Source organism: Streptosporangium oxazolinicum (assembly GCF_039537505.1).
Taxonomy (GTDB): Bacteria; Actinomycetota; Actinomycetes; order Streptosporangiales; family Streptosporangiaceae; genus Streptosporangium; species Streptosporangium oxazolinicum.
Genome location: NZ_BAABAQ010000006.1, coordinates 374,743 through 399,223, shown reverse-complemented (window position 1 = coordinate 399,223; position 24,481 = coordinate 374,743). Strand labels below are relative to the sequence as shown.

The 24,481-nt window shown below is 67.4% G+C and carries 18 protein-coding genes; 6 read left to right on the top strand and 12 right to left on the bottom strand.

Features of this window, described 5'->3' with window-relative positions; translation table 11 throughout:
- Positions 1–140 precede the first annotated feature (140 nt).
- The 6 genes from ABD817_RS19285 to ABD817_RS19260 all read right to left on the bottom strand — a co-directional run bounded on the left by ABD817_RS19285 (position 141) and on the right by ABD817_RS19260 (position 7,420).
- A complete protein-coding gene (locus ABD817_RS19285) occupies positions 141–1,535 on the bottom strand; it encodes an NAD(P)/FAD-dependent oxidoreductase (RefSeq protein WP_344919455.1) in 1,395 nt (464 codons plus the stop codon).
- A 261-nt stretch (positions 1,536–1,796) separates the two neighbouring features.
- On the bottom strand, positions 1,797–2,648 hold the full coding sequence (locus ABD817_RS19280) for an ABC transporter permease (protein ID WP_344919360.1): 852 nt from the start codon (positions 2,646–2,648) through the stop codon (positions 1,797–1,799).
- Positions 2,645–3,496, bottom strand: a complete 852-nt coding sequence (locus tag ABD817_RS19275; RefSeq protein ID WP_344919358.1) for an ABC transporter permease — start codon at positions 3,494–3,496, stop codon at positions 2,645–2,647. The genes ABD817_RS19280 and ABD817_RS19275 overlap by 4 nt, the downstream gene beginning before the upstream one ends.
- Positions 3,497–3,538: 42 nt before the next feature.
- Positions 3,539–4,747, bottom strand: a complete 1,209-nt coding sequence (locus ABD817_RS19270; RefSeq protein ID WP_344919356.1) for a polyamine ABC transporter substrate-binding protein — start codon at positions 4,745–4,747, stop codon at positions 3,539–3,541.
- Positions 4,748–4,790: 43 nt separating this feature from the next.
- The gene (locus ABD817_RS19265) at positions 4,791–5,936 is read right to left on the bottom strand and encodes an ABC transporter ATP-binding protein (protein WP_344919355.1); all 1,146 of its coding nucleotides are present in this window, start codon (positions 5,934–5,936) and stop codon (positions 4,791–4,793) included.
- A gap of 26 nt (positions 5,937–5,962) precedes the next feature.
- A complete protein-coding gene (locus ABD817_RS19260; protein ID WP_344919354.1) occupies positions 5,963–7,420 on the bottom strand; it encodes a gamma-aminobutyraldehyde dehydrogenase in 1,458 nt (485 codons plus the stop codon).
- A 193-nt stretch (positions 7,421–7,613) separates the two neighbouring features.
- Between ABD817_RS19260 and ABD817_RS19255 the strand changes: the two genes are divergently transcribed.
- Positions 7,614–8,108, top strand: coding sequence for an Lrp/AsnC family transcriptional regulator (locus ABD817_RS19255; RefSeq protein ID WP_329091340.1), 495 nt, complete (start codon positions 7,614–7,616; stop codon positions 8,106–8,108).
- 104 nt (positions 8,109–8,212) lie between these two features.
- Here the strand turns inward: ABD817_RS19255 and ABD817_RS19250 are convergent, their stop codons facing one another.
- A complete protein-coding gene (locus tag ABD817_RS19250; RefSeq protein ID WP_344919353.1) occupies positions 8,213–8,761 on the bottom strand; it encodes a DivIVA domain-containing protein in 549 nt (182 codons plus the stop codon).
- A 218-nt stretch (positions 8,762–8,979) separates the two neighbouring features.
- Complete coding sequence (locus ABD817_RS19245) at positions 8,980–11,694, bottom strand: glycosyl hydrolase family 95 catalytic domain-containing protein (RefSeq protein ID WP_344919352.1); 2,715 nt, start codon at positions 11,692–11,694, stop codon at positions 8,980–8,982.
- 662 nt (positions 11,695–12,356) lie between these two features.
- On the opposite strand from ABD817_RS19245, the gene ABD817_RS19240 reads away from it, so the two are divergent.
- From ABD817_RS19240 to ABD817_RS19225, 4 genes are all read left to right on the top strand, one after another.
- Entirely contained in the window at positions 12,357–14,486 is a 2,130-nt protein-coding gene (locus ABD817_RS19240) for a ThuA domain-containing protein (protein WP_344919351.1), read from the top strand.
- 50 nt (positions 14,487–14,536) lie between these two features.
- Positions 14,537–17,872, top strand: coding sequence for a galactose-binding domain-containing protein (locus ABD817_RS19235; protein WP_344919350.1), 3,336 nt, complete (start codon positions 14,537–14,539; stop codon positions 17,870–17,872).
- A 135-nt stretch (positions 17,873–18,007) separates the two neighbouring features.
- Positions 18,008–18,802, top strand: a complete 795-nt coding sequence (locus tag ABD817_RS19230) for an ATP-binding cassette domain-containing protein (protein WP_344919349.1) — start codon at positions 18,008–18,010, stop codon at positions 18,800–18,802.
- On the top strand, positions 18,799–19,470 hold the full coding sequence (locus ABD817_RS19225; protein ID WP_344919348.1) for a hypothetical protein: 672 nt from the start codon (positions 18,799–18,801) through the stop codon (positions 19,468–19,470). The genes ABD817_RS19230 and ABD817_RS19225 overlap by 4 nt, the downstream gene beginning before the upstream one ends.
- Before the next feature lie 100 nt (positions 19,471–19,570).
- Here ABD817_RS19225 and ABD817_RS19220 read toward each other — a convergent pair whose 3' ends face one another.
- The 4 genes from ABD817_RS19220 to ABD817_RS19205 form a co-directional block, all read right to left on the bottom strand.
- On the bottom strand, positions 19,571–21,073 hold the full coding sequence (locus ABD817_RS19220; RefSeq protein ID WP_344919347.1) for an alpha/beta fold hydrolase: 1,503 nt from the start codon (positions 21,071–21,073) through the stop codon (positions 19,571–19,573).
- Between the two features lie 370 nt (positions 21,074–21,443).
- Entirely contained in the window at positions 21,444–21,935 is a 492-nt protein-coding gene (locus ABD817_RS19215) for an AAA family ATPase (RefSeq protein WP_344919346.1), read from the bottom strand.
- A gap of 501 nt (positions 21,936–22,436) precedes the next feature.
- Complete coding sequence (locus ABD817_RS19210) at positions 22,437–22,646, bottom strand: DUF397 domain-containing protein (RefSeq protein ID WP_344919345.1); 210 nt, start codon at positions 22,644–22,646, stop codon at positions 22,437–22,439.
- A gap of 15 nt (positions 22,647–22,661) precedes the next feature.
- A complete protein-coding gene (locus ABD817_RS19205) occupies positions 22,662–23,465 on the bottom strand; it encodes a helix-turn-helix domain-containing protein (protein ID WP_344919454.1) in 804 nt (267 codons plus the stop codon).
- A 563-nt stretch (positions 23,466–24,028) separates the two neighbouring features.
- Between ABD817_RS19205 and ABD817_RS19200 the strand changes: the two genes are divergently transcribed.
- Positions 24,029–24,454: an ATP-binding protein gene (locus ABD817_RS19200; RefSeq protein ID WP_344919344.1), complete on the top strand. Its 426-nt coding sequence runs from the start codon at positions 24,029–24,031 to the stop codon at positions 24,452–24,454.
- The last annotated feature ends 27 nt before the right edge of the window (positions 24,455–24,481 follow it).

The window sequence follows — 24,481 nt, the reverse complement described above, 5'->3', positions numbered from 1 at the left end:
CGTCCACACGACCGTCCCCCGCCCGCTCATCCGGCCTGAGCCGGGAGCGGACGGGGAACCGGCCTTAGAGACTACCCGGGACCTCCTGGACCCTCTTGGGGCCTTTCAGGACCGTTCGAGACCCCGGAAAACCCCGGACCCTAAGAGTCGAATCCGAGACCCATCCGGTCCAGGGTGCGCAGCCAGAGGTTGCGGCGGCCCTGGTGCAGGTCGGCCTGGGCGATCGACCAGCGGGTCATCTGGATCCCGGCCGAGCGGACCGGCTCGGGCGGGAACGGGACGGGCTTCTCCTTGACCATCCGGAGCTCGGTCCGCTCGGTCCGCTCTCCGGCGAGCAGGTCGAGCATGACGTTCGCCCCGAACCGGGTCGCGCCGACGCCCATGCCGGTGTATCCGGCCGCGTAGGCGACGCGCCCGCCGTGCGACTGGCCGTAGAAGGCGCTGAACCGGCTGCAGGTGTCGATGACGCCGCCCCACCTGTGGGTGAAGCGCAGCCCGGCCAGCTGGGGGAACGTGGTGGAGAAGTGTTCCGCCAGCTTGACGAAGGTCTCGTCGCGCTGCTCGTACTCGGGCTTGATCATGCCGCCGTTGTAGTAGACCGCGTCGTAACCGCCCCAGAGGATCCGGTTGTCCTCGGTCAGCCGGTAGTAGTGGAACTGGTTGGCCGCGTCCCCGACCCCCTGCCGGTTGTGCCAGCCCACCGAGGCAAGCTGCTCGTCGGAGAGCGGCTCGGTCATCAGCGCGTAGTCGTAGACCGGCACCAGGAAGTGCTTCAGCCGCCGCAGCAGTGGCTGGAACACGCCGGTGCCGAGCGCGACCCTGCGCGCCCTGACGCTGCCGTGCGGGGTGATCAGGTCCAGGCTCGTCGGGGTGTCCCTCATCGTGCGTACCGGCGTGCGCTCGTAGATGCGCACGCCCAGCGAGAGGCAGGCCTGCCGGAGCCCCCAGGCCAGCCGGGCGGGGTCGAGCATGGCGCAGCCGTCGCGCTCCCAGTGGCCCCCGATGTACGTGGGCGAGTTCACCTCCGCCCGCATCTGTTCCCCGTCGAGGACGTCGAAGCGGGCGCCCAGGTCGCGGGCGACGCCGACGTTGCGGTTCATCTCCTCCAGCTGCCACGGCTCGGTGGCCACGTGCAGCTCGCCGGTGCGCTCGTAGCCGCAGTCGATGTCGTACGCGGCGACCGCCTCGCCGATCTCGTCGAGGTTGTCGACGCCGAGGCGTTCGAGCGTGGAGATCTCCTCGGGCCAGCGCTCCAGCCCGTTGGCGATGCCGTGGGTCAGCGTGGCCATCGCGAAGCCGCCGTTGCGGCCGGACGCCGCCCAGCCGATCCTGCGCCCCTCGAGGAGGACGACGTCGAGCGACGGGTCGCGTTCCTTCGCCATCAGGGCGGTCCAGAGCCCCGAGAAGCCACCGCCGACCACCGCCAGGTCGGCGGAGGTCTCGCCGAAGAGCCGCGCGAGCGGCTCGGGTTTCGCCGGACTGTCGAGCCAGTACGGCTTGCGCTCCGCGTCAGCAAGAGCCTTCAGCGGATCCACAAATCTCACTTCCCTACGTGAGTCAGGTTGTCTTTGTGTGTATCGCGTGGTCGTGGAGATCACGCGCGGGTTCCCCCCGCCTGAGTCCGATCTCGCCTCCCTGTTCTCTGCCGGGAATCTGTCCGTGCCGGGAATCCGTCTCCGCCGGGATTATTGTCCGCCGGAGCCGTTATCACCGTAAATCCGGAAATTCGGGGATCCGAAAATCCGGATACACCGAAGCCCCGTGCCACCCGGTGAGGGCACGGGGCTCGGCGACGGCTAGGTGCGGCGGCGCGCGGTGACCGTGTTGACCACGGCGATGGCGACGCCTACCGCGAATATAAGCGTTCCGATGACGTTGACCTGAGGCGGCACCCCGATACGGGTCGCGCCCCAGATCCACAGCGGGAACGTCTGGACGGCGCCGCTGGTGAACTGGGTGATCACGAAGTCGTCGATGGACAGGGCGAAGGCCAGCAGCGCGCCCGAGACGACGCCGGGCAGGATCATCGGGAAGGTGATCCGCCAGAACGTGATCCACGTGGACGCGCCGAGGTCGCGCGCCGCCTCCTCGATCGACCGGTCGAGCCCGATCACCCGGGCCCGCACGGTGATCGCCACGAAGGAGAGCGAGAACAGCACGTGCGCGACGACCACGGTCTCGAAGCCGGTCCGCACGCCCAGGCTGACGAACAGCGACAGCAGTGAGGCGCCCATGACGAGCTCGGGCGAGGCGATCGCGGCGAACATCACCAGGTTGGTGGCGCCCTGCCCTCGGAACCGGTAGCGGCCCAGGGCCAGGCCCATGAGCGTGCCGAGCACCGTCGTGATCACCGTGGAGAGCACGGCGATCTTGAGGGAGTTGATCACCGCCTCGACCAGCTGGGGGTACTCGTCCAGGCGTCCCCACCACTGGAGGGTGAAGCCCTGCCAGGTCACGTTCGACTTGCTCTGGGTGTCGTTGAAGCCGAACACGATCATGACGACGATCGGCAGGAACAGCCAGGCGAGGATCAGCCAGACGTAGCCGAAGAGCAGCCGGTCGCCCAGCCGCCCGCGGCGCCGCGGCGCCTTCCCCGCGGGCGCGTCCGCCACCGTGGCCTCCGTGACGTCGATGGTGCCGCTGCTCATCGGGCCGCCGCCTCCAGCACGTTCTCGGTGCCGAGCGCCTTGGCGTAGGCGAAGATGCCGACCAGCATCGCCGCCATCAGCGTGAACGACAGCGCGGCGGCGGTCGGGTAGTCGTTGTTGACCAGATACTCGGTCTGGATGATGTTGCCGATCATCGTGTTCTCCGGGCCGCCGAGGATGCCCGCGTTGACGTAGTCGGCGGTCATCGGGACGAACGTCATCAGCACCCCGGCGAACACGCCGGGCAGCGAGAGCGGCAGCACGATCTTGGTGAACGCCTCACGCCTGGCCGCGTAGAGGTCCTGGGCGGCCTCGACCACCTTGGGGTCCACCCGCTCCAGCGCGACGTAGATCGGCAGGATCATGAACGGCAGGTAGTTGTAGACCAGCCCGCCGATCACCGCGAACGTCGTCTGCAGCACGTGGAAGTCCTCGGGCAGCAGCCCGGCCGACTTCAGCGGCCCCAGCAGCATGCCGTCGTCGGCGAGCAGGAACCTCCACGACACCGTGCGCAGCACGAACGAGACGAAGAACGGCAGCAGCACCAGCAGCAGGTAGGTGGACTTGCGGTCACCGCCCTTGAAGGCGATCCAGTAGGCCACCGGGTAGGCCAGCGCGATGGAGATCAGGGTCGCGGCCAGGCCGTACCCGGCCGAGCGCAGGAACTGCGTCTGGTACTGCACCAGGGCGTCGCCGTACACCGCGAAGTTGAACGTCTGGGCGAATCCGTCGACCACGTTGCCCTCCTGGGTGGACACCGAGGCCATGAAGACCATCGGCACCACCAGGAAGATCGCGAGCCAGAGTCCGCCGGGCAGGATGAGCAGGTAGGGGGCGAGGCGTTTCACCGGCCGACGGCCCCTTCCCGTCCGAGTCGCTCTCTCATCCGCCTAGCCCTGCGTGACGGGCTGGAAGATGTCCTCGAAGATCTTCTCCTCCGCGGAGGTGAGCGTCTTGTACGACCGCAGCTTGGCCATGTCCGCCTCCGAGGGGAAGATCAGCGGACTCTCGGCGATCTGCTCCAGCGCCTTCTTCTCGTCGCCCTCGGCCTTGGCGGCGTCGGCGAGAACGAGGTCCTTGGCGGAGGAGACCGGCGTGATGAAGTTGATGTACTCGACCAGCATCGTGGCGATCTTGGGCTGGTAGACGTAGTCCATCAGGGTGAGCGCGTCGACCGGGTTCTGCGCGGTCTTGGGGATGCACAGGTTGTCGGTCCAGATCGTGCCGCCCTCGCCGGGCACCACGAACCTCAGGTCCTTGCCCTCGGCGACCTGCTGGAAGATGTCGCCCGACCAGGCCATGGTGATCCAGATGTCGCCCCTGGCGAGGGCGTCGACGTAGTCGTTCTCGTAGTACTTGCGCACGAGACCCGCGTCGCGCTGCTCCTTGAGCTTCTCCCCGGCCTTCTTCCAGTCGGCCTCGGTGGACTTGTCGGGGTCGATGCCCAGGGCGAACATGCCGAAGTTGGCGACCTCCTGGGTGTCGAGCATCATGCCGACCTTGCCCTTGTACTTGGGGTTCCAGAGGTCGGCGATGCTCTTGACCTCGTCCACGTACTTGGGGTTGTAGGCGATGCCGGTCACACCGACCGTCCACGGGATCGTGTGGGCGTTGTTGGGGTCCCAGGTGGGGTTCTTCACCGCGGAGCTGGCGTTGGCCGCGAAGTTCGGCAGCTTGGAGTGGTCGAGGGGGACGAGGTAGCCCAGCGCGATGGCCTTGCTCAGCTGAAGGCCGTTGGTCAGGACCATCAGGTCGTAGCCGATGTCGTTGCTGGCGGCGAGCAGCGGCTGGACCTTGCCGAAGAACGTGCTGTTGTCCTGGATGGCCTCCTGGTAGGCCACCTGGATGCCGGTGTCGGCGGTGAACAGCTCCAGCGAGGGGTACCGCTTGCCGTCCTTGTCGATGTAGAGCGGCCAGTTGGCGAAGCGCAGCGTGCCGTTCTTCTTCTTGGAGCCCCAGTACTCGGCGACGGCGTCCCTCGGGGGGACCGCCGCCACCTTCTTGCCCTGCACGCCGCAGGCCGCGAGGGCGAGAGCGGCGGCCGACAGACCGCCGAGACGGAGGGCGTCACGACGGGTGACGGAACGGCTCTGCGTCATGCCTCGCAGAAAGGCGGGGTTCGTGCGGGGGTCCATTTCGAGCTCAACTTCCGATCGCGTACGAGTGGTGCGGCAGCCACGACAGCCAGACGGTGTCGTCACGCTCCGCCGTGCTCGTGCTGTCGAGTGCGTTCTGCTGGAAGACGGTCACCTCTGCGCCGTGGGCCAGGCAGACCGTGTAGCTGGTGTACAGCCCCAGATAGGCCACCTCCGAGACCGTGCCTCGCACGACGCTGAGGTCTCCGGCGGGCTTCTCCGTGGTAATCCTGATCTTCTCCGGGCGTACCGTGATCGCGATCGGCTCCCCGGCACGGAACGATCCGCCCTCGGCCAGGACGTGGTCGTCGTCACCCAGCTTAAGCACCGCGAAGCCGGACCGGAAATGGTCGACGGTGCCGCTGAGCAGGTTGGACGTGCCGATGAACCCGGCCACGAAAGCGGTCGCGGGCCGCTCGTAGATCTCTCGGGGGGAGCCGAGCTGCTCGACCGTGCCGTCGTTCATGACGGCGATGCGGTCACTCATCGTGAGCGCCTCGCTCTGGTCATGAGTGACGTACACGAAGGTGATGCCGACCTCTCGCTGGATGCGCTTGAGCTCGATCTGCATGGCCTGGCGGAGCTTGAGGTCGAGGGCGCCGAGGGGCTCGTCCAGCAGGAGGGCGCGGGGCTTGTTGACCAGGGCGCGGGCGAGGGCGACCCGCTGCTGCTGGCCTCCGGACATCTCCCTGGGACGGCGTTTCTCCCGCCCGGTGAGGTCGACGATCTCCAGGATCTCGCCGACCCTGCGCTTGATCTCGGCCTCGGCGACCTTCTTGCGCCGCAGGCCGAACGCGACGTTCTCCCAGACGTTCATGTGCGGGAAGAGGGCGTACGACTGGAAGACCATGTTGACGTCGCGCCTGTTGGGCGGGACGTCGGTGACGTCCTGGCCGTGCAGCCGTACGGTGCCGCGCGAGGGATCCTCGAACCCGGCGATCATGCGCATGGTGGTGGTCTTGCCACAGCCCGAGGGGCCGAGGAGGGAGAAGAACTCCCCCTCGGCGATCGACAGGGTGACACCTTTGACCGCCTGGACGACCTCGCCGTGGGAGACGTACTCCTTGACGACCCCGTCGAGTTCGATCGCGGGCAGGTGGGGCGAGCGGGAGACGGCGTCGGCCGTCTCCGTGCCCGCCTGGATTTCCGTCATTCCAGGCTTATCCCTCTTCTTCGTGGCTATTCGCCGATGTAGTGCATGACGTGCTTGACGCGCAGGTAGTCGTGCAGCCCGAAAACGGACAGGTCCTTGCCGTAGCCGGAGTGCTTGAAGCCTCCGTGTGGCATCTCCGAGACGAACGGGATGTGGGTGTTGACCCACACCACGCCGAAGTCGAGGCGGTTCGACACCCGCATCGCCCGGCCGTGGTCGGAGGTCCACACCGAGCCCGACAGGCCGTACCTGACGCCGTTGGCCTTGGCGACCGCGTCGGCCTCGTCGGAGAAGGTCTGGACGGTGATGACCGGCCCGAACACCTCGTCCTGCACCATCTCGTCGTCCTGCTTGAGGCCGTCGACGACGGTGGGGGCGAAGAAGTAACCCCGGTCGCCGATCCGGTTCCCGCCGGTCAGGACCTTGGCGTGGCCGGGGACCCGGTCGAGGAAGCCGGTGACGCGGGCCAGCTGGTCGGCGTTGTTGAGCGGGCCGTACAGGGCCTCCTCGTCGGAGAGGTCACCGGTCACGGTGCTCGCCGCCGCCTCGGTGAGCGCGGCCACGAACTCGTCGTGGACGTCCTCGTGGACCAGCACGCGGCAGGCCGCGGTGCAGTCCTGGCCCGCGTTGTACAGGCCCGCGGTGGCGATGGACTCCGCAGCGGCCTTGAGGTCCCTGACGTCGTCGAACACGACGACGGGCGCCTTGCCACCCAGCTCCAGGTGGACCCGCTTGAGGTCCTCGGCCGCGCTCCTGGCCACGGCCACTCCCGCGCCGACCGAACCGGTGATCGCGACCATCGAGGCGGACGGGTGGCCGACGACCAGCGCGCCGGTCTCCCGGTCGCCGACGACGACGTTGAAGACGCCCTTCGGCAGGACCTCGCCGAGGATCTCGGCCAGCTTGACCGTGGAGACGGGGGTGGTGTCCGAGGGCTTGAGCACGACGGTGTTGCCCGCCGCGAGCGCCGGGGCGATCTTCCAGACCGCCATCATCATCGGGTAGTTCCAGGGGGTGACCTGGCCCACCACGCCGATCGGCTCGTGCCGGATGACGGAGGTGTGCTCGGCGAGGAACTCGCCCGAGGTCGGCCCCTCCAGCGTGCGCGCGGCCCCCGCGAAGAAGCGGAAGTGGTCGGCCGCGATCGGGGTCTCGTCCTCGGCCATCCGGGCGCGCGGCTTGCCGGTGTTGCGGCACTCCGCGTCGTTCAGCTCACCGGCCCGCGCGTCGATCGCGTCGGCCACCTTGAGGAGAAGGTTGGCGCGCTCGCCCGGGGTGGCCTGGCTCCACGACTCGAACGCGGCAGCGGCGGCGGCGTAGGCCGCGTCGACGTCCTCGGGGCCCGAGACGGGGGCCTTAAGGTAGATCTCGCCGGTGCACGGATCGATGACGTCGGAGAACCGGTCGCTCCTGGTCTCCACGAGTTCGCCGCCGATGTAGTTCCGCAGGCGGGGGAGTTCGTTGGTCTCAACCGGGGTGGTCACCGTCGGCCTCCTATGAATCGGGGCTGAGTTGTCGCGACTCTTACAGAGCGAGAGCCCTACGACAAGGGATTTCGTTGTTAAGATACCAAATTGCTACGAAATCGCTTGACAGAAGCCTCGGAACTGACAGCATGTCGCATCCGAGCCGCAACACGACGGCAACAGCCCCGCAACATGACGCCAGGGAGCGCCCATGACGACGCCGCCCAAGGTTCGCCGCGAAAACGACGCCAGGCCCGGCCCCGTCGTCCTCGACGAGATCTCCAAGCAGATCATCGAGCAACTGCAGACGGACGGGCGCAAGCCGTACGCCGCGATCGGCAAGGCCGTGGGACTCTCCGAGGCCGCCGTACGCCAGCGGGTCCAGCGGCTGCTCGACGCGGGAGTGATGCAGATCGTCGCGGTGACCGACCCGCTGACCCTGGGTTTCCCCCGCCAGGCCATGATCGGCATCAAGTGCGAGGGCGACCTGGAGACGGTGGCCGACGAGCTGTCGGCCATCAGGGAGATCGACTACGTCGTGCTCACCGCGGGGTCGCTCGACATCATGGTCGAGGTCGTCTGCGAGAGCGACCAGCACCTTCTGGAGATCCTCGGCAAGATCCGGGCCATCCCGACCGTCCGCGCCACCGAGACCTTCGTCTATCTCAAGCTTCACAAGCAGACTTACTCCTGGGGTACCCGCTGACGGTTCCGCGCGCACCTCTCGCCCCGTCATGCCCCGACCCCGCGAGAGCCCGTGACAGGTCGTGACAGGTCGCGACATGCCGTGGGGCGCGAGCACGGGCATCGTCATCGGCCGGGGCCGGTCTCCAGGACGCCCGCCATCTCGTCGAGGAACTCGTCGACCTCGCCGATCGCGTACCCCGGCCGCAGCATCACCGTGGTGAACCTGGCCTCGCGCACGTCGCCGGGGGTGAGGGGCGCGTCGGTGGTGCCGCGCAGGGTGGCCACGATCCGGTCGAGGAAGACGTCCACCTCGTCCTCGTCGTAGCCCATGCCGAGGCGTCCGGGCCGGAAGGCGACCCGCTCGACCCGGGCGGCGTGATCCTCCCGCCCCTCCCCCTCCCCGGGCTCCCCCCGCTCCGGCTCTCCGGGCGCGGCACGGCGGGCGGGGACGGCCGGGCGCCCGTCCGTCCCGGTGGGCCGGGTCTCGATCGCCACGATGAAGGCCTCCAGCGCGAAGTCGACGGCGATCTCGTGGTAGCCGCCGAGCCTGGTGCGGAAACGGGCGCCGCGGATCTCGTCCGCGGTGACCGGCTCCCCCTCCGGGGTGCCCCTGCCGAGGGTGCCCTCGATCCGGCGGATCAGCCGATCCACCTGGTCCGTGTCATATCCCATCCGAACCCCGAGAACCCGTGGAAAGCGGTTCACACCCGCGTCCTTTCGCGTCTCCCCGATCGGCCTTTACCCGGACGTCCATTCTGAAGGGGATCACCGGGTAAAAGCGAGACGTCGAACCTCGGGGGTGACAGATCCGGTGGTCGGCGGGAAAGGCGGAAACCGAGCCCGGCGGGTCGGGTGACCCACCGAACTCGGTTTCCGAAAAATCCTCTTATTTAGTTATTTACCAGGTCGAAGCTCTCCCAGGGACCGACCGAATCGCGGTTCGCGATCAGCGGCTGGGCGCCACCGCCCTCGGCACACACGAGCTTGCCGTTGACCTGGGCCCTGAGACTGACCGAACCGTCCGGGTTCGTAATGAGCTGGAAGGTCTCCCACGGCCCGACTGAGGGACGGTTGGCGATCAACGGCTGGGCACCGGCGCCCTCCGCGGCCACGAACTGGTTGTTGACCCTCGCCCGCAGCGCGATGGTGCCGCCGCTCTGGTTGACCCTGTCGAACTGCTGCGCCGTCCCGACGGACGTCCCGTTCGCGATCAGCGGCGAGCTGGTCGAGGCGGTGACGTACAGGCCGTTCGCCTTGGAGCGCAGGCTGATCGTCCCGTTGCTGGTGCCACCCGGCAGGCCCAGGGTGGAGGCGGTGCCGCTCAGGGCCTTGACGCCCTGGTTGGCGGAGCCGGTCAGCGTCGTCGAGGCGTAGCCGCTCAGCGGCTTGGCGGTCCGCTCCACGACGTACACCGTGTTGGCGGCGGTGGCGAAGGAGACCTCGCCGGTGGAGACGGTGGTCAGGATGGCGTTGTCGGAGGCGCGGCGCACCCGGATCTGCTGGGTGCCCCAGGGGTTGACCACCGTGGCCTGCTTGCCGTGCAGGCTCCTGAGCCCGATGTACTTGATCTCCCCGGCCTCGCGCTCGGAGCTGACGAGGAAGCCGTCCTTGGCCAGGAGGGTGAACTTGCCGACGAAGGAGGAGTCGCCCGGCACCGCGGGGAACACCCGGATCTTGTCGTTGTAGCTCTGCATGAGCGACTCGTTCAGCGCCGACAGGTGCACGCCGAGATACTCGAAGACGCCGTTGGTGTTGGTGGTCATGCCGTTGGGGTAGTTCTGGTACTTCTGCAGCATCGTCTTCATGCCCTGGTACGCCTGGTCACCGAGGCCGAGACGGGCCGCCTGGACCGCGTCGTTGGACCACACGTTGCCGTAGGGGAACGGCCGCTGGTTCCAGGTGTTCAGCGCGGTCTGGTAGTCGGGGTAGCCGATGCCGGTGATGTTGTACGGCCAGATCAGCTCCGAGGAGACGTTCTCGTTGTTCCTCGTCTGCGAGATCGGCGGCTGGTGCGGCTGGTAGGCGCCGTTGGCGACGACGTAGGGGGTCAGGTTGTTCAGGATGTTCTGCCAGTCGCCGCGCAGTCCGGCGTCGAGGCCGAGCTGCTGGCTGACCTGGATCGTGAGCGGGAAGATGCTGCGCACCGCGGCCAGGTCGGTGATCGCGTTGCGGACGTTCCAGTACGTCTCGTGCGAGTTGGAGTTGGCCATGTAGTACTTGCCGGTCGGCCCGTCGAAGGACAGCAGGCCCTTGTAGAGCTTCGCGGTCTCCCGCATGTACGGGTACGCCACGTCCCGCAGGTAGTTCGTGTCGTTGGTGTAGCGGTACTGCAGGTACATGTTGTACGCGGCCTGGTAGCCGGTCGTCAGGATGTTCTTGGTGAAGTCACTGTTGATCGTGCCGCGCGCGTTGCCGTCCCAGCCCATGGTCTCGGGCACCCACAGCGCGTCGATCCCGTACCGCGTCTGCGTGTACGACTTCAGCGCGTTGTAGTTACGGCTGTAGAGCCGGTTGAAGTTGTTCATCAGTTCGGTGTGGTTGGAGGCGAAGAACGAGTTGTAGACGTCTCGCTGGTTCCAGTACCAGTAGGCGTTGCTCCACTTGGAGTTGTCCTGCGTGGCGCGGAAGACACCGTTGATGAAGTGCAGCGGGTAGTTGCCGTAGCTGCCCGCGGCGATCATGTACGTGCTGAGGTAGTAGACGTTCTCCAGGTAGTCCGCGTCACGGTTGGAGTTGGAGTACTGGACGAACGACTTGGCCCAGAACGAGTGCCACCAGTTGCGGTAGTTGTTGAACGTGTTGGTGTAGCCGGTGCTCTTGACCGAGGCGAGCTGGCTGCGGGCCTGGGCGACCGAGTCGCGGTTGGGGGAGTTGATCCGGCTCGCGGCGGTGAACCAGATGGTGTAGCTGGAGGTGGGCGTGATGTTCAGCCGCACGTTCCTGCCGTTCACGACCTGGGTGGTGAAGTTCGCGCCCTCGACGGTGGCGGCCATGCTGTAGCCGAAGCCGTTGGCGTCGGTCTGGCCCCGGCTGAAACCGGCCACGTTGGCGTCGGAGAAGGTGGAGATCGTCCGCCAGGTGTTCAGGTCGGGCACGTCCGCGATGTTCTGGACGGTGGCCGGGTCCCACATGCTGAGGTCGAACGCCACGTTGGAGACGCCGCCCCGGGTGTCCTCGACGTGGATGCCCATGACCTCGGAGTTCGGCGACCCCATCACGGTCACGGTCCGGTTGGAGTCGTACTTGGTGGTCAGCGTCCCGTCGTACAGCGAGAGCCGCTGCTGGAAGGTCGTGTACCCGGTGTCCATCGCGGGGGTGGTCCTGAGGTTCGCCAGGCCCGCCGCGTAGGTCGACTGCTGCGACAGGTCCACGCCGGAGACCTGCATCGTCAGGCCGTTCTGGCTCCAGGCCATGGCCCCGGTGCGGCCGTTGCCGACGGTCAGTCCCTGGATCGGGTTGGTGTTGGGGCGGTTGTAGACGATGTCGTGCTTCGACAGGTACGACCCGTAGTCGACCTTCAGCGCCCCGGTCGCCTGGTCGAAGGCCGTGTCACCCGGTGCCGCCCACGCCGGCACGGCCATGCCGACCGAGGCCAGACATGTCACGAGGAACCACGTGAGTAAGAGACGTACTGGTTTTCTCGCCATGTTCTTCCTTAATCGCCACCGGGGCCGGCGGCCACGCCGCCCCGCCTTGACCGAGCGCGCGACTCATCCACCCGCGTGGCGGCGCCTCCGCCTGGGGAGGGCGGGTCGCTTCGGCGTGACGGAGCGGTGGATGGGTGACGTGATGCAGGGGGAGTACGCCGGGGAGTTAGGGAGCCGCCGCCGGCAATCGGCGACCGGCGGCGGCTCCCTAACTTCCCCGTGGGGGCAGATCCGTCACCGGGACACCTGTGGTCACAGGCCGGGCCTGCTTCACACTCGGTAGGTCGGATCTGTCAGCCGTAGTTAACATCGGACGTCTGCGCGCGTCAAGATAGGAAATATCCCGTTTGGACAGGAAAAATTTGCCCCGTGCTCATAGTGAGTCGCTGACCAGGCCTTATTTTGTCCATCTCCTCCGGAAATTACAGGCCGCCGCAAATAAATACATCCGATGTATCAAGATCATCAAGAGCGGCTCGCGCGTAACATCCCCGACGCATTGACGCTTTCGCCAGTTCATGCGAATCTTTTGTCGTACGGCGGCGTATGTCTCGACATCTCCGCCGAAAGGTTGTCACCAGGTGCGGCGGCGCGCTCCTCTACCCCCTAGGAGTAGGCGTATGCGCCGGATCTCGCGAGTTCTCCTCGCGCTGGCCGTCATGATTACCGGAGCCATCGCGCTGATACCCGGTACCGCGTCGGCGGCCCCCCTGACCAAGGTCCTCATCTTCTCCAAGACCGCCGGTTTCCGGCATTCCTCCATCCCCGTCGGAATCACCGCGATCCAGCAGCTCGGCGCGGCCAACGGCTTCACCGTCACCGCCACCGAGGACGCGGGGGCCTTCACCACCGCCAACCTCGCCCAGTACCAGGCGGTCATCTGGCTGTCGACCACCGGCGACGTGCTCAACGCCGCGCAGCAGACCGCGTTCCAGTCGTACATCGCGGGCGGCGGCGGATACGTCGGCATCCACGCCGCGGCCGACACCGAGTACGACTGGCCCTGGTACGGCGGCCTGGTCGGGGCGTACTTCGCCTCCCACCCCGCCACCCAGCAGGCGACGATCCGCGTCGAGGACCGGGGGAACCCGTCCACCTCGCACCTCGCGCCCACCTGGACCCGCACCGACGAGTGGTACAACTACCGCACCAACCCGCGCACCGCCGCCAAGGTGCTGGCCAACCTGGACGAGTCGTCCTACAGCGGCGGCGGCATGGGCGCCGACCACCCGATCACCTGGTGCCAGGACTACCAGGGCGGCCGGGCCTGGTACACCGGCCTCGGTCACACCGACGAGTCCTTCACCGACGCCAACTTCACGAAGATGCTGCTCGGCGGCATCCAGGTCGCCGCGAAGGCCAAGGCCGCCGACTGCCGTCCCGAGACCGGCTACACGTCGCTGTTCGACGGCACCCAGGCCAGCTTCTCCCGGTGGCGCCAGGCGGGCGCGGGCAGCTTCACCCTCTCCAACGGCACGCTGTCCTCCGTCGGCGGCATGGGCCTGCTCTGGTACCCCGTCTCGACCTTCTCCAACTACTCGCTCAAGCTCGACTGGATGATGCCCGGCGACGACAACGGCGGCGTCTTCATCGGCTTCCCCGACCCGGGCAACGACCCGTGGCAGCCGGTCAACCTGGGACACGAGATCCAGATCGACGCCACCGACGCCGACCCCACCCGCACCACGGGCAGCGTCTACAGCTTCAAGGCGCCCGACACCGCCGCCCGCGCCGCGGCGCTCAACCCGCCCGGCTCCTGGAACACCTACGAGATCGCGGTGCACGGGCAGCGCGTCGAGATCTACCTCAACGGCGTCAAGATCAACGACTACACGAGCACCCGGAACATCGCCAACGGCTACATCGGCGTCCAGAACGACGGTGACGGCCTGGACATCAGCTACCGCAACATCCGCATCAAGCAGGACGGCCCGACCAACCCGCCGACCAGCGACATCGCGCAGGGCAAGCCGGTCACGGCCTCCAGCGTGGAGACCGGCAGCGCGCACGTCGCGGCGAACGCGGTGGACGGCAACCCCGCCACCCGCTGGGGCAGCGCCTACGCCGACCCGCAGTGGATCAGCGTCGACCTGGGCGCCAACTACAACCTCAACCGGGTGCGGCTGAACTGGGAGGCCGCCTACGGCAGGGCGTACCAGATCCAGACCTCCACCAACAACAGCACCTGGACGAACGTCTACTCCACCACCACCTCCGACGGCGGTGTGGACGACCTCACCCTCACCGGGACCGGTCGCTACGTGCGGGTCTACGGCACCCAGCGCTCACTGCCCGCCTACGGCTACTCCCTGTGGGACCTCAACGTCTACGGCACCCCGGCCACCTCGACGCCCACGCCCACGCTGCTGTCCACCGGCAAGCCGGTCACGGCCTCCAGCGTGGAGACCGGCAGCGCGCACGTGGCGGCGAACGCGGTGGACGGCAACCCCGGCACCCGCTGGGGCAGCGCCTACGCCGACCCGCAGTGGATCACGGTCGACCTGGGCGCCACCCGCTCGATCAGCCGGGTCCGGCTGAACTGGGAGGCCGCTTACGGCAGGGCCTACCAGGTCCAGACCTCCACGAACAACACCACCTGGACCAACATCCACTCCACCACCACCTCTGATGGAGGTGTGGACGACCTCACCGTCACCGGGACCGGCCGCTACGTCCGCGTCTACGGCACCCAGCGCGCCCTGCCCGCCTACGGCTACTCGCTGTGGGACTTCGACGTCTACGGCACCTGACAGACCACTCCTCACACGCACCTGCCTTTTCACCCCCCCAGGAGACCTTCGTGTTAGGTTTCACGCGCCTTCGCACGGCCTTAGGCGTTCTTGTTCTCGCTCTCGCCACCGCTGCGGCGGGAGCCACCGGCACCACCGCAGCGGCGTCGACCGCCTCCACCGCCTCCACCGCGTCGCTCAAGACCGCCGCCGCCTTCGCTCCCCCGCCGACCAGCGCCTTCGAGAAGGTCAAGCTGGACGGCGGGCTGTCGATGGGCGAGCCCATCGAACTCTCCGTCCTGCCCGACGGCAAGGTCCTCTACATCAACCGGGGCACCACCTCCGGCGGCGGCCAGGTCCGCCTGTACAACCCCGCGACCAAGGCCACGACCGTCGCGCTCACCGTCCAGCTGGACGCGCGCTTCGAGGACGGGCTCATCGGCATCACCCTGCACCCGCAGTTCGCCACCAACCGCTGGGTGTACCTCTTCTACTCGCCCAAGGTGACGCCGCTGGTGAACCGGATCTCCCGGTTCACCTTCAACACCAGCACGAACGTCCTCGACCCGGGCAGCGAGGACATGATCATCGAGTGGCCCACCGAGCGGGAGCTGTGCTGCCACTCGGCCGGCTCGATGAGCTGGGACAGCAACAACAACCTGTACTTCGCCGTCGGCGACAACACCAACTCCGGCGGCGACTCGGCGGGCATGGCCCCGATCGACGAGCGCACCAGCCGCAACCCGCAGTACGACGCGCAGCGCACCTCCGGCAACACCAACGACCTGCGCGGCAAGATCAACCGGATCCACCCGGAGAACAACGGCACCTACACGATCCCCTCGGGCAACCTCTTCCCGCAGGGCACCGCGCAGACCAGACCCGAGATCTACATCATGGGCACCCGCAACCCGTACCGGATCTGGGTCGACAAGAAGTCGAACAACACCCTGCACTGGGGTGAGGTCGGCCCCGACGCGAACGCGACCCTCGCCAACCGCGGCCCCGCCGCCTACGACGAGTTCAACCGCGCCACCGGCCCCGGCAACTACGGCTGGCCCTACTGCGGCGGCCCCAACGTCGCCTACAACGACTGGGACTTCGCGGCGAACGCCCCCCGAGGCTGGTTCCCCTGCGGCGGCACGACCGGCCCGGTGAACAACTCGCCGCGCAACACCGGTCTGCAGCAGCTTCCCCCCACCAAGCCGGCGCTGGTCTGGGAGCAGCACGGCGGCAGCAAGGAGTGGCCCGCCCTGGACAACCCAGGCGGCTGCGGCTCTCCCAACCACTCCGAGGTCTACCACTACGACCCGAACCTCGTCTCGGACGTGAAGTGGCCCGCCTACTACGACAACAAGCTGCTCATCTCCGAGTACTGCCGTAACTGGATCAAGGAGGTCCAGTTCAACAACGGCAACCCGACCACGGGGACGCCGACCATCATCGAGCCGGTGCTCGCGGGCATGAACCTCGTACACCCCATCGACATGGAGTTCGGCCCCGACGGCTCGCTCTACCTGCTGGAGTACGGCAGCGGCTACTTCTCCGGCGCCGCCGACGCCGGACTCTACAAGATCAACCACGTGCAGGGCGGCCGGTCGCCGATCGCCCAGGCCACCGTGAACCGGGACAACGGGCTCGCCCCGCTCGCGGTCACCTTCTCCAGCGCCGGAACCTCCGACCCCGACGGTGACGCCCTCACCTACGCCTGGGACTTCGACGACAACGGCACCGTCGACTCCACCGCCGCCAACCCCTCGTACACCTACACGACCAACGGCGACAAGCGAGCCCGGCTCACTGTCAGGGATCCGAGCAACCGCACCGGAACCGTCGTGATCCCCATCGTGGTGGGCAACAACCGGCCCACGGTGACGCTGAACGGCCTGCCCGCCGGAGGCATGTACAGCTGGGGTGACGACCTGATCTCGACCGCGACCGCGAGCGACGCCCAGGACGGCACGCCCCCCTGCGCCAACGTCGTCATCCGCGCCGCGCTCGGCCACCAGGAGCACGCCCACGAGGAGGGCCAGGGCACCGGCTGCGGCTTCACCGTGAACACCGGCCCGATCCACGCCGGGCTCGACGCCGTGCAGTTCTTCGTGATCCGCAGCAGCTACACCGACCGCGGCGCGACCGGCTCCGTCCCGCTCACCGGCGAGAAGGAGATCACGCTCTGGCCCAAGCAGTGGCAGGCCGAGCACTACGCGCAGCTCAACGGTCCCAAGGTCGTCGACCAGGCCGCGGCCGAAGGCGCCAAGCGGCTCGGTGACATCCAGAGCGGCGAGTGGGTCAAGCACCACGCCGTCAGCCTCAAGGGCATCACCGGGGTGAAGGCACGTGTCTCCTCGGCCAACGCGGGCGGCGTCCTGTCGTTCCGTTTCGACTCGCCCACCGGCCCCGAGGTCGCCCGTCTCACGGTCGGCGGCACCGGCGGCTGGGACAACTACGCCGAGGTGACCGGCCCAGTCACCAAGCCCGACGACGGCACCCACGACCTGTACCTCGTCTTCACCGGGACCAACACCGGCACCAACGCCCTGTTCGACCTGGACAGCTACACCTTCACCGGGGTGGGCGCCAGCACCCCGCCCGGCAACCCCAACCCCGGTGGCGACATCGCGCAGGGCAAGCCGGTCACCACCTCCAGCGTCGAGAGCGGCAGCACCCACGTCGGGGCGAACGCGGTGGACGGCAACTCCGCCACCCGCTGGAGCAGCCTCTACGCCGACCCGCAGTGGATCACCGTCGACCTGGGCGCGAACTACAACCTCAGCCGGGTGCGGCTGAACTGGGAGGCGTCCTTCGGCAGGGCGTACCAGGTCCAGACCTCCACCAACAACAGCACCTGGACGAACGTCTACTCCACCACCACTTCCGACGGCGGTGTGGACGACCTCAACGTCAGCGGGACCGGGCGTTACGTGCGGGTCTACGGCACCCAGCGCGCCCTGCCCGCCTACGGCTACTCGCTGTGGGACCTCAACGTCTACGGCACCCCGGCCACCTCGAACCCGTCACTGCTGTCCATCGGCAAGCCGGTCACGACCAGCAGCGTCGAAGAGGGCAACGGCCGGGTCGGCTCCTACGCCGTGGACGGCGACCCCGCCACCCGCTGGAGCAGCCTCTACAGCGACCCGCAGTGGATCACCGTCGACCTGGGCGCCAACCGCACCATCAACCGGGTCCGGCTGAACTGGGAGGCCGCCTACGGCAGGGCGTACCAGGTCCAGACCTCCACCAACAACAGCACCTGGACCAACATCTACTCCACCACCACTTCCGATGGCGGAGTCGACGACCTCACCGTCAGCGGCAACGGCCGCTACGTACGGGTCTACGGCACCCAGCGCTCACTGCCCGCCTACGGCTACTCCCTGTGGGACTTCGACGTCTACGGCAGCTGATGCCGTGGACACGGACAACACATAACACCGCACAGATTCGATGACGACGGAGACCTCGCGTTCGCGCGGGGTCTCCGTTCGCGTTCCGGAAGGACGCGGGCCGGAAAGCGGATGATCACGGTAGGGTTGCGGCTTATGCGGCTCTCCACGGTGTCCTTCCGATACTCGCGGCGCGGCCCCTGGGTCCTGCGGGATGTCGAGCTCACGCTCCGTCCCGGTTCCGTCATCGAGGTCACCGGCCGCAACGGCGCGGGAAAATCGACGCTGCTGCGGCTGCTCGCGGGCTTCGTCCCCCCGTCCCGGGGCTCGATCTCCAATCGGCCCGGCGTCGTCGGCTACGCCCCCGACGTGTTCCCGGTGGACCAGCCGTTCACCGTCGCCGTCTACCTCGCCCACATGGCCAGGGTCCGGGGCATCCCCTCCACCTCCGCCGGGGAACTGGCGGAACGGCTGAACGCCACCCACCTGCTGGAGCAGCCGCTCGGCGACCTGTCCAAGGGCAGCGCGCAGAAAGTGGGGCTCATCCAGTCGCTGCTGGCCCCACCGGACCTGCTCATCCTGGACGAACCCTTCGCCGGGCTCGACGAGCAGACCCGCGTCGAACTCCCCGTCATCATCGGAGAGATCGCCGCGCGCGGCGGCACGGTCGTGGTCAGCGACCACCAGAAGCAACTCCGGGACTTCCCCGGCGCCGACCACTGGCTCGTCGCGGACGGCGACGTCACCCCCGGCCTCCGTCTTTCCCCACGAGACACCTCTGAGGCACTCCCCCGCGTTCCCCGGGACGCCTCGAAGGAGCCCTCCCCGGAGAGGTCGCCGGAAGAACCGTCCCCGCAGGTGGTCATCGAGGTGATCGTGAACGCGGACGACGCCGACGAGGTCGAGCAGAAGCTCCGCGCCGACGGCTACCTCACCAGGCGGTCCTCATGATCCACCTCGTACGCTTCAAGCTCGCCGCCTACGCCCGGTCGCACCGGCTGCTCCAGCCGATGATCGGGCTCTTCGCGATGCTGGTCGTCTTCTACTCGACGCTGACCCCGCCCGGCAAGGAACTGTCCGCGTACGCCGACTCGGCCGGGTTGCTCATCCTCGTCTTCGCCTGGGCCGCCCGGGGGCTGCTCGACACCGAGCCCCCGACCCAGCGCCTCATCTCCATGACGGCCGCCGGACGGCCCGGCCGCGAGATCGGGGCCGGACTGCTCGCCGCGCTGCTCGTCAACCTCGGCATGGCGACGATCGCGATCGCACTTCCGCTGGTCATCGGCTTCGCCGCCATGCCCACACTCGCCGACCTGGCGCTCGGCATCGCGCTGCACGTGCTCGGCGTGAGCGCGGGAACGGCCCTGGGCGCCCTGACCAGCCGCCCGATCCTCGCCTCCCCCGCCGTCTCGATGCTCGCCCTCTTCGGCGGCTACCTCGCCCTGCTGCTGATCAGCCTCACCCCGGTGGGCCGCCTCTCGGTGCCGATCATGCCCTGGATGCGCGCCGCCAACGACGGCCTGCTCGACACCGTCCTCCTCCCCATCTCCGCCGCCACCCTCTTCTGGTCCGCCGCGAGCCTCGTCCTGTACGCACGCATCCGCCGCCTGAACCCCTGAACGGGTGTCGTCGAACCACCGGACTCGCCGTGGTCCGACGACACCCACCCACTCGGCTCTCACCCGGATCGGCGTCCCGGGTGGAGGACCGCTTCCGGGGTCAGAAGGCGACCGGGCCGGCCGCCCAGTGGTTCGGGCCGGTCGGCCACGTCCGCGACGGCGTCCGCTGCTTGAGCACGCTCTCCTCGGGCGTGCCCACAGCGCAGCGCGTGCCGCGCGGCGGCACCTTCAGCGAGATCAGGTACTCGTCGAAGATGTCCGTCTGGCACTTGTCCTTGCCGTAGATGCGGTGCCCCCAGCCCTCGTATGTGAGCAACACTGCCTTGGACCCGAGCTGACGGGCCGCGTTGGCGGACCATATCCACGGGGTGGCCGGATCGTGCAGGGAGTTCCCGAGCAGCAGCGGGGCGTCGCCCGTGTATCGCAGTGCGTGCGGCGCGTTGGTGGTCGGGTAGTTCATGCAGATCGGCAGATCGTCGATCGGGTACGGGTGGTACCCCGTGTCGGGTGCGAGCAGGTTGGAGGCACGCATGAGTGCGGCGTACTCCGCGTAGTTACGCACCTGGAGGTTGTAGTCCTGGCAGAGAACCGCGGTCGGCAGATACGCGACGTCACCCTCCACGGGCTGCCGGCCGGACAGCGGGGGCACCCACTCCGGCTGCGGCCCGCCGTTCAACCAGTTGATCACCTCGCTCAGCAGGTGCCAGGCCGGTCCCTCGGTGCCCAGCGCGGCGTTGTAGATGACCTGCAACTCGGTCATCGTCTGGCCCGTGCTCGGGTACTTCAGCTCACCGCGCCGCGCCTTCTCCCGCAGGTCCTTCCAGATCGCACGGACGTCACGCCCATACAGGACGCAGCTGGTGTCCTGCTCGCACCAGCCGACGAACTCGTCGAACGCGTCCTCGACGGCGATCGCCTCGGTGGCCAGGAAGCCCGCGACGCCGAGGCTGTGGTCCATGTTGCTGTCGAGCCCGAGGGCCCGGACGCGGCCGGGGAACAGCTCGGCGTACATCTGGCCGATCAGCGTGCCGTACGAGATCCCATAGTAGGTGAGCTTCTCCTCACCCAGGGCGGCGCGCAGCGCGTCCAGGTCACGGGCGACGTCGACGGAGTCGACGTGGTCGTACAGCGGGCCGGTACGAGCGCGGCAGTCGGCGTGCAGCTGCTTGGTGAACGCGTTCCAGGCGTCGAAGTCGGCCTGGCTCTTCATGACGGTGTGCGGCATCCGGTTGTACACCGACGCCGAGCAGATCACCGGGTTGCTGCGCCCCACGCCCCGAGGGTCGAACCCGACGATGTCGAACCGCCGCTGCAGTTCCTCGGTGTAGGACCCGGGGGCGCCGTACACGGCCTCCACGCCCGACCCACCCGGACCACCGGGATTGATCACCAGCGAACCGACCCGCGCGGCCGGATCCGTGGCCTTCCGCCGCGCGACGGCGATGTCGACCTTCGCCCCGCCCGGCTTCGACCAGTCGATGGGCACACTCAGCGTGCCGCACTCGGCGGCAGGCTCCTCCTCACAGGGCGCCCAGGCGATGGCCTGCGCCTTCGGGACCTCGGTCTCCGCGCTGGCCACCCCGACCGGTAAAACCGTCACCATCGCCAGCAGGACAGCGAACCAAGAGGTTCTTCTTCGCACAATGCTCCAGTCTCTAGTCGATCTTCTGTCGTAACGGGCGACGCTAGCGGATCACCACATATTCGACGGCAGAAACCGGAGAAAATGACAGCATTTCCTCTAAATGGGCATCCGACCCGGTGAGGTTTGTGCCTCGTCATCGACGTGGACGACGACACCGCCACGCGGACGCACGACCGGCGAAACAGGACCCGCCGGATCCGCCTCGGGTCCTCTCACGAACGCTCCGAACCCGACGGGCCGCTCGTCGGCGCGAGCGACGGCCGACCGGTCCACCGGCCGTTATCACCCCTGCACGTGCCCGGTGTGAGCACGGGAACGACCCCTTTGATCAGTCAGCGTCGGCGGCCGTGTCCAAGGCATACCGCAGGTAGAAGTCCGGCTTGGCGAGGAAGCGTCGCCAGTGATCGACCAGCTGGAGCTTCTCCCACTCCGTGACGCGGGTGCCGTGGTCGCCGAGCTCGATGATCTGTGCGCCGGGGAGGCTGGTGAGGATCGGCGAGTGAGTGGAGCAAATGATCTGCCCACCCTCGTCCGCGACGCGGGCCATGAGGCCGACCAGGCGCACGCATGAGTGAAACGAGAGAGCCGCCTCGGGCTCGTCCATGAGATAGAGCCCCGGCCCGGCCACCATGCGTTCCAGGACGGTGAAGAACCCTTCCCCGTGGGATTGCTCGGTGAGGTCCTCTTCCCAGAACCCGTACCGGCCGGAGACATTCCGTCCGAGGTTGAAGAGAGTTTCGGCGCGGAGAAAGAACGCCCGGCGCTTGGTACGGGGGCCGTGAAGAAGACGGAGGCCGGTAGCGGTGAGGTCGGCGTCCATGACATCCCCGAGGGGGTGGCGGGTCCTGTGCTGGCGTATCGGGTGCCCGCCTTGCCGCCTTCGGAGTTGATGCCGCAGACGTCGGCGATCGCTTCCATGACGGTGGACTTCCCGGAGCCGTTCTCCCCGACCAGGAATGACACCGGGGCGGTGAACTCCAGGCCGTGTTCGGAGAGGTGTCGGACGGGCGGCAAGGTGGCGGGCCAACCTGTAGGAAGGCGGCGGGTGCTCAGCCGGGTGAGGAGCACGCCCTATCGCCTTCCTAATGCGCGTCCGGAGTCGGGGTCGCGGTGCTGGCTGCTCACGTTCGGTCCCTACCTGTTCGTAGGGCGGCACTTGTTGGGGTTGCGGCTCATCACAGAGTCGCAGTTCTGGTCCTTCGACGGCACGGTTCTCCCGACGCTTGGCCCGGACAGCAAAAAGCGCCCGATCACCAGAGGTGGTCGAGCGCCGCCTGCCTCACCTGGGGTAACCCAGCAGGGATGCCTCCAAACCGTACGGTCAGACCAGGTCGAACCGGCCGCCCTTGACGCCGGAGACGAAGACACTCCACTCACGCGTCCCAAAGGCCAACGCGGGTCCCTGAGGGTTCTTGCTGTCGCGTACGGCCACATGCTTGCCGAGGAAGGCAACCTGAACACATTGGCCGTTTGAGCCGCTCAGGCTACTGGTCCGCCACTCGGCGCGGGAAAGATCAGGGCCCCTGTTCATCCCCCAACCCCCCTCTCACTTTACGTCTGTGAGCGCGCGAGCTATGAGCTCACGGCTCTCGTCCGGGCTGGCCGCTATCGCTCGGAGGTGCTCAAACATCAGGTTATAGCGCTTTACGTCATTCTCGCTGTCCAGAAACAGGTCTGTCGTGCTCACCTCGATGTAGACGACATCATGAACGTCGTGTCCAAACTGGAGGACAACGAACGATCCGTGCATCCCTGGGTGAACACCGACTGCGCATGGGATCACCCGCAACGCTATGTGGGGCTGTTCGCTCTTGTTAAGCAAATGCTGTAGTTGCTCGCACATGATTTCGGGGCTGCCGACATGACGGCGCAGCATCGCCTCATCAATGATCGCCTCAATGGTCAGCGACGGATGACGGTTGACCTGGCGAGCCATGCGGGCCGCCACGCGGTTTTCAACCTCCGCCGCCGACAACCCAGGATCGCCTCCAGGAATCACTGTGCGTGCATATGCTTCGGTTTGGAGTAGGCCGGGGATGAACGCCAATTCGTAGTTGAGAACCCCCGTTGCCTCCTGCTCGAACCCGATGTAGGTAGCGTACTGATCGGGCAGATCTTCCGAGGCGGCCTTCAGCCAGTTCTCTTCCCCTGCCAGCTTCAAGATCGCGACCAGGGCATTCCGGTGTTTCTCCGGCACACCGTACACATCAAGCAGCGCCCGGAGTGTTCGCAGCTGCGGTTTCGCCTGCGCCATCTCGATGCGGTAAAGGGTGGCGCGGTTGATCTCGGTGGTGCTGGCCACCTGTTCACGGGACAAGCCCGAGCGCTCCCTGAGCTGACGTAGCTCCATCGCGAGCCGTCGCAGGCGGGTGGTTGGAGCCTGCCGCCGTTGAGTCATGAAGCAAAGCGTAGTGGAATTATTATGGCCGATGCACACGCAACATGTTGCGTACACACCGTATCGTATGCATCATGTTGTGTGGCCAGTCTGCCACTCCTTGCCCGAACGGGCACCCGAACTTATACAGACAGCCACGGATCAAGCCCTCGTCACCCGCGCTCCAGACGAGACGGTTGCAGCAGCAAAAGATCGAGTACCTCGCTACGTCTCCTCGCTCGGACCTACCGAACCGACGAAAGGCAGGGATCAGTGACAGCGCCATCTACGGAGCAACAGTTCATTCATCTGGTGCGATTGGCATGGGATCTGCGCGTCCTGCACGTGACCTCATCGGTCGAACTCCCCAAAGACGAAGAACCAGCACTGGTGCTGGGCCCGGCGAGCAGTGCTGTGGAGATCAGGGCGACGAAGGAGCAAGGGGTTTGGGTTTTCACCTGGGGCCAGGGTGTTGACCAGCGAGTGCGAGCCTTGAGCGAGGAAGCCGCGCAGTTCGTCCGGGAGGCGGTGAGCCGATGACGTCGCGGTTCATGGGGGCGGTCATCCTTCCCGGAGCCCTGGTATCGGTCCCGTTGGCGCGAGCGTTCGTCAAGGCGGCTTTGCGGCTACGGGAGCTCACGAACGATGAGAGTGACGAGTACATGGTGCTGCTGGTGGTGAGCGAGCTGGTGACCAACTCGGTGCGCCACTCCAACTCCGGCAGGCGCCAAGGCGGCCTGGTCACGGTGAAACTCCGGGCGAAAGGTCCGGTGCTGCGGCTGGCCGTCGTCGATGAGGGCGCGTCGGACAGCGCTCCGCAGGTCCGGCGGGTGGGGGCCGACAGCGACGGAGGACGCGGCCTGGAACTGATCGAGGAGATGGCCCTGAAGTGGGGGTCCTACGAGGTCGCCGCCGGACGCGTGGTGTGGGCCGACCTCGCCGTAACCGCGTGCGTGCCGTGACGCCGATGCCCACACCGACCCTGGCGG

Bases quoted from the DNA above. Each gene is read 5' to 3' on its own strand.
- ABD817_RS19265 (WP_344919355.1), bottom strand. From the start codon at position 5,936: ATGACGGAAATCCAGGCGGGCACGGAGACGGCCGACGCCGTCTCCCGC.
- ABD817_RS19215 (WP_344919346.1), bottom strand. From the start codon at position 21,935: ATGGACGCCGACCTCACCGCTACCGGCCTCCGTCTTCTTCACGGCCCC.
- ABD817_RS19220 (WP_344919347.1), bottom strand. From the start codon at position 21,073: ATGGTGACGGTTTTACCGGTCGGGGTGGCCAGCGCGGAGACCGAGGTC.
- ABD817_RS19250 (WP_344919353.1), bottom strand. From the start codon at position 8,761: ATGGGATATGACACGGACCAGGTGGATCGGCTGATCCGCCGGATCGAG.
- ABD817_RS19200 (WP_344919344.1), top strand. From the start codon at position 24,029: ATGACGTCGCGGTTCATGGGGGCGGTCATCCTTCCCGGAGCCCTGGTA.
- ABD817_RS19225 (WP_344919348.1), top strand. From the start codon at position 18,799: ATGATCCACCTCGTACGCTTCAAGCTCGCCGCCTACGCCCGGTCGCAC.
- ABD817_RS19270 (WP_344919356.1), bottom strand. From the start codon at position 4,747: ATGACGCAGAGCCGTTCCGTCACCCGTCGTGACGCCCTCCGTCTCGGC.
- ABD817_RS19230 (WP_344919349.1), top strand. From the start codon at position 18,008: ATGCGGCTCTCCACGGTGTCCTTCCGATACTCGCGGCGCGGCCCCTGG.
- ABD817_RS19240 (WP_344919351.1), top strand. From the start codon at position 12,357: ATGCGCCGGATCTCGCGAGTTCTCCTCGCGCTGGCCGTCATGATTACC.
- ABD817_RS19205 (WP_344919454.1), bottom strand. From the start codon at position 23,465: ATGGAGCTACGTCAGCTCAGGGAGCGCTCGGGCTTGTCCCGTGAACAG.
- ABD817_RS19255 (WP_329091340.1), top strand. From the start codon at position 7,614: ATGACGACGCCGCCCAAGGTTCGCCGCGAAAACGACGCCAGGCCCGGC.
- ABD817_RS19210 (WP_344919345.1), bottom strand. From the start codon at position 22,646: ATGAACAGGGGCCCTGATCTTTCCCGCGCCGAGTGGCGGACCAGTAGC.
- ABD817_RS19280 (WP_344919360.1), bottom strand. From the start codon at position 2,648: ATGAGCAGCGGCACCATCGACGTCACGGAGGCCACGGTGGCGGACGCG.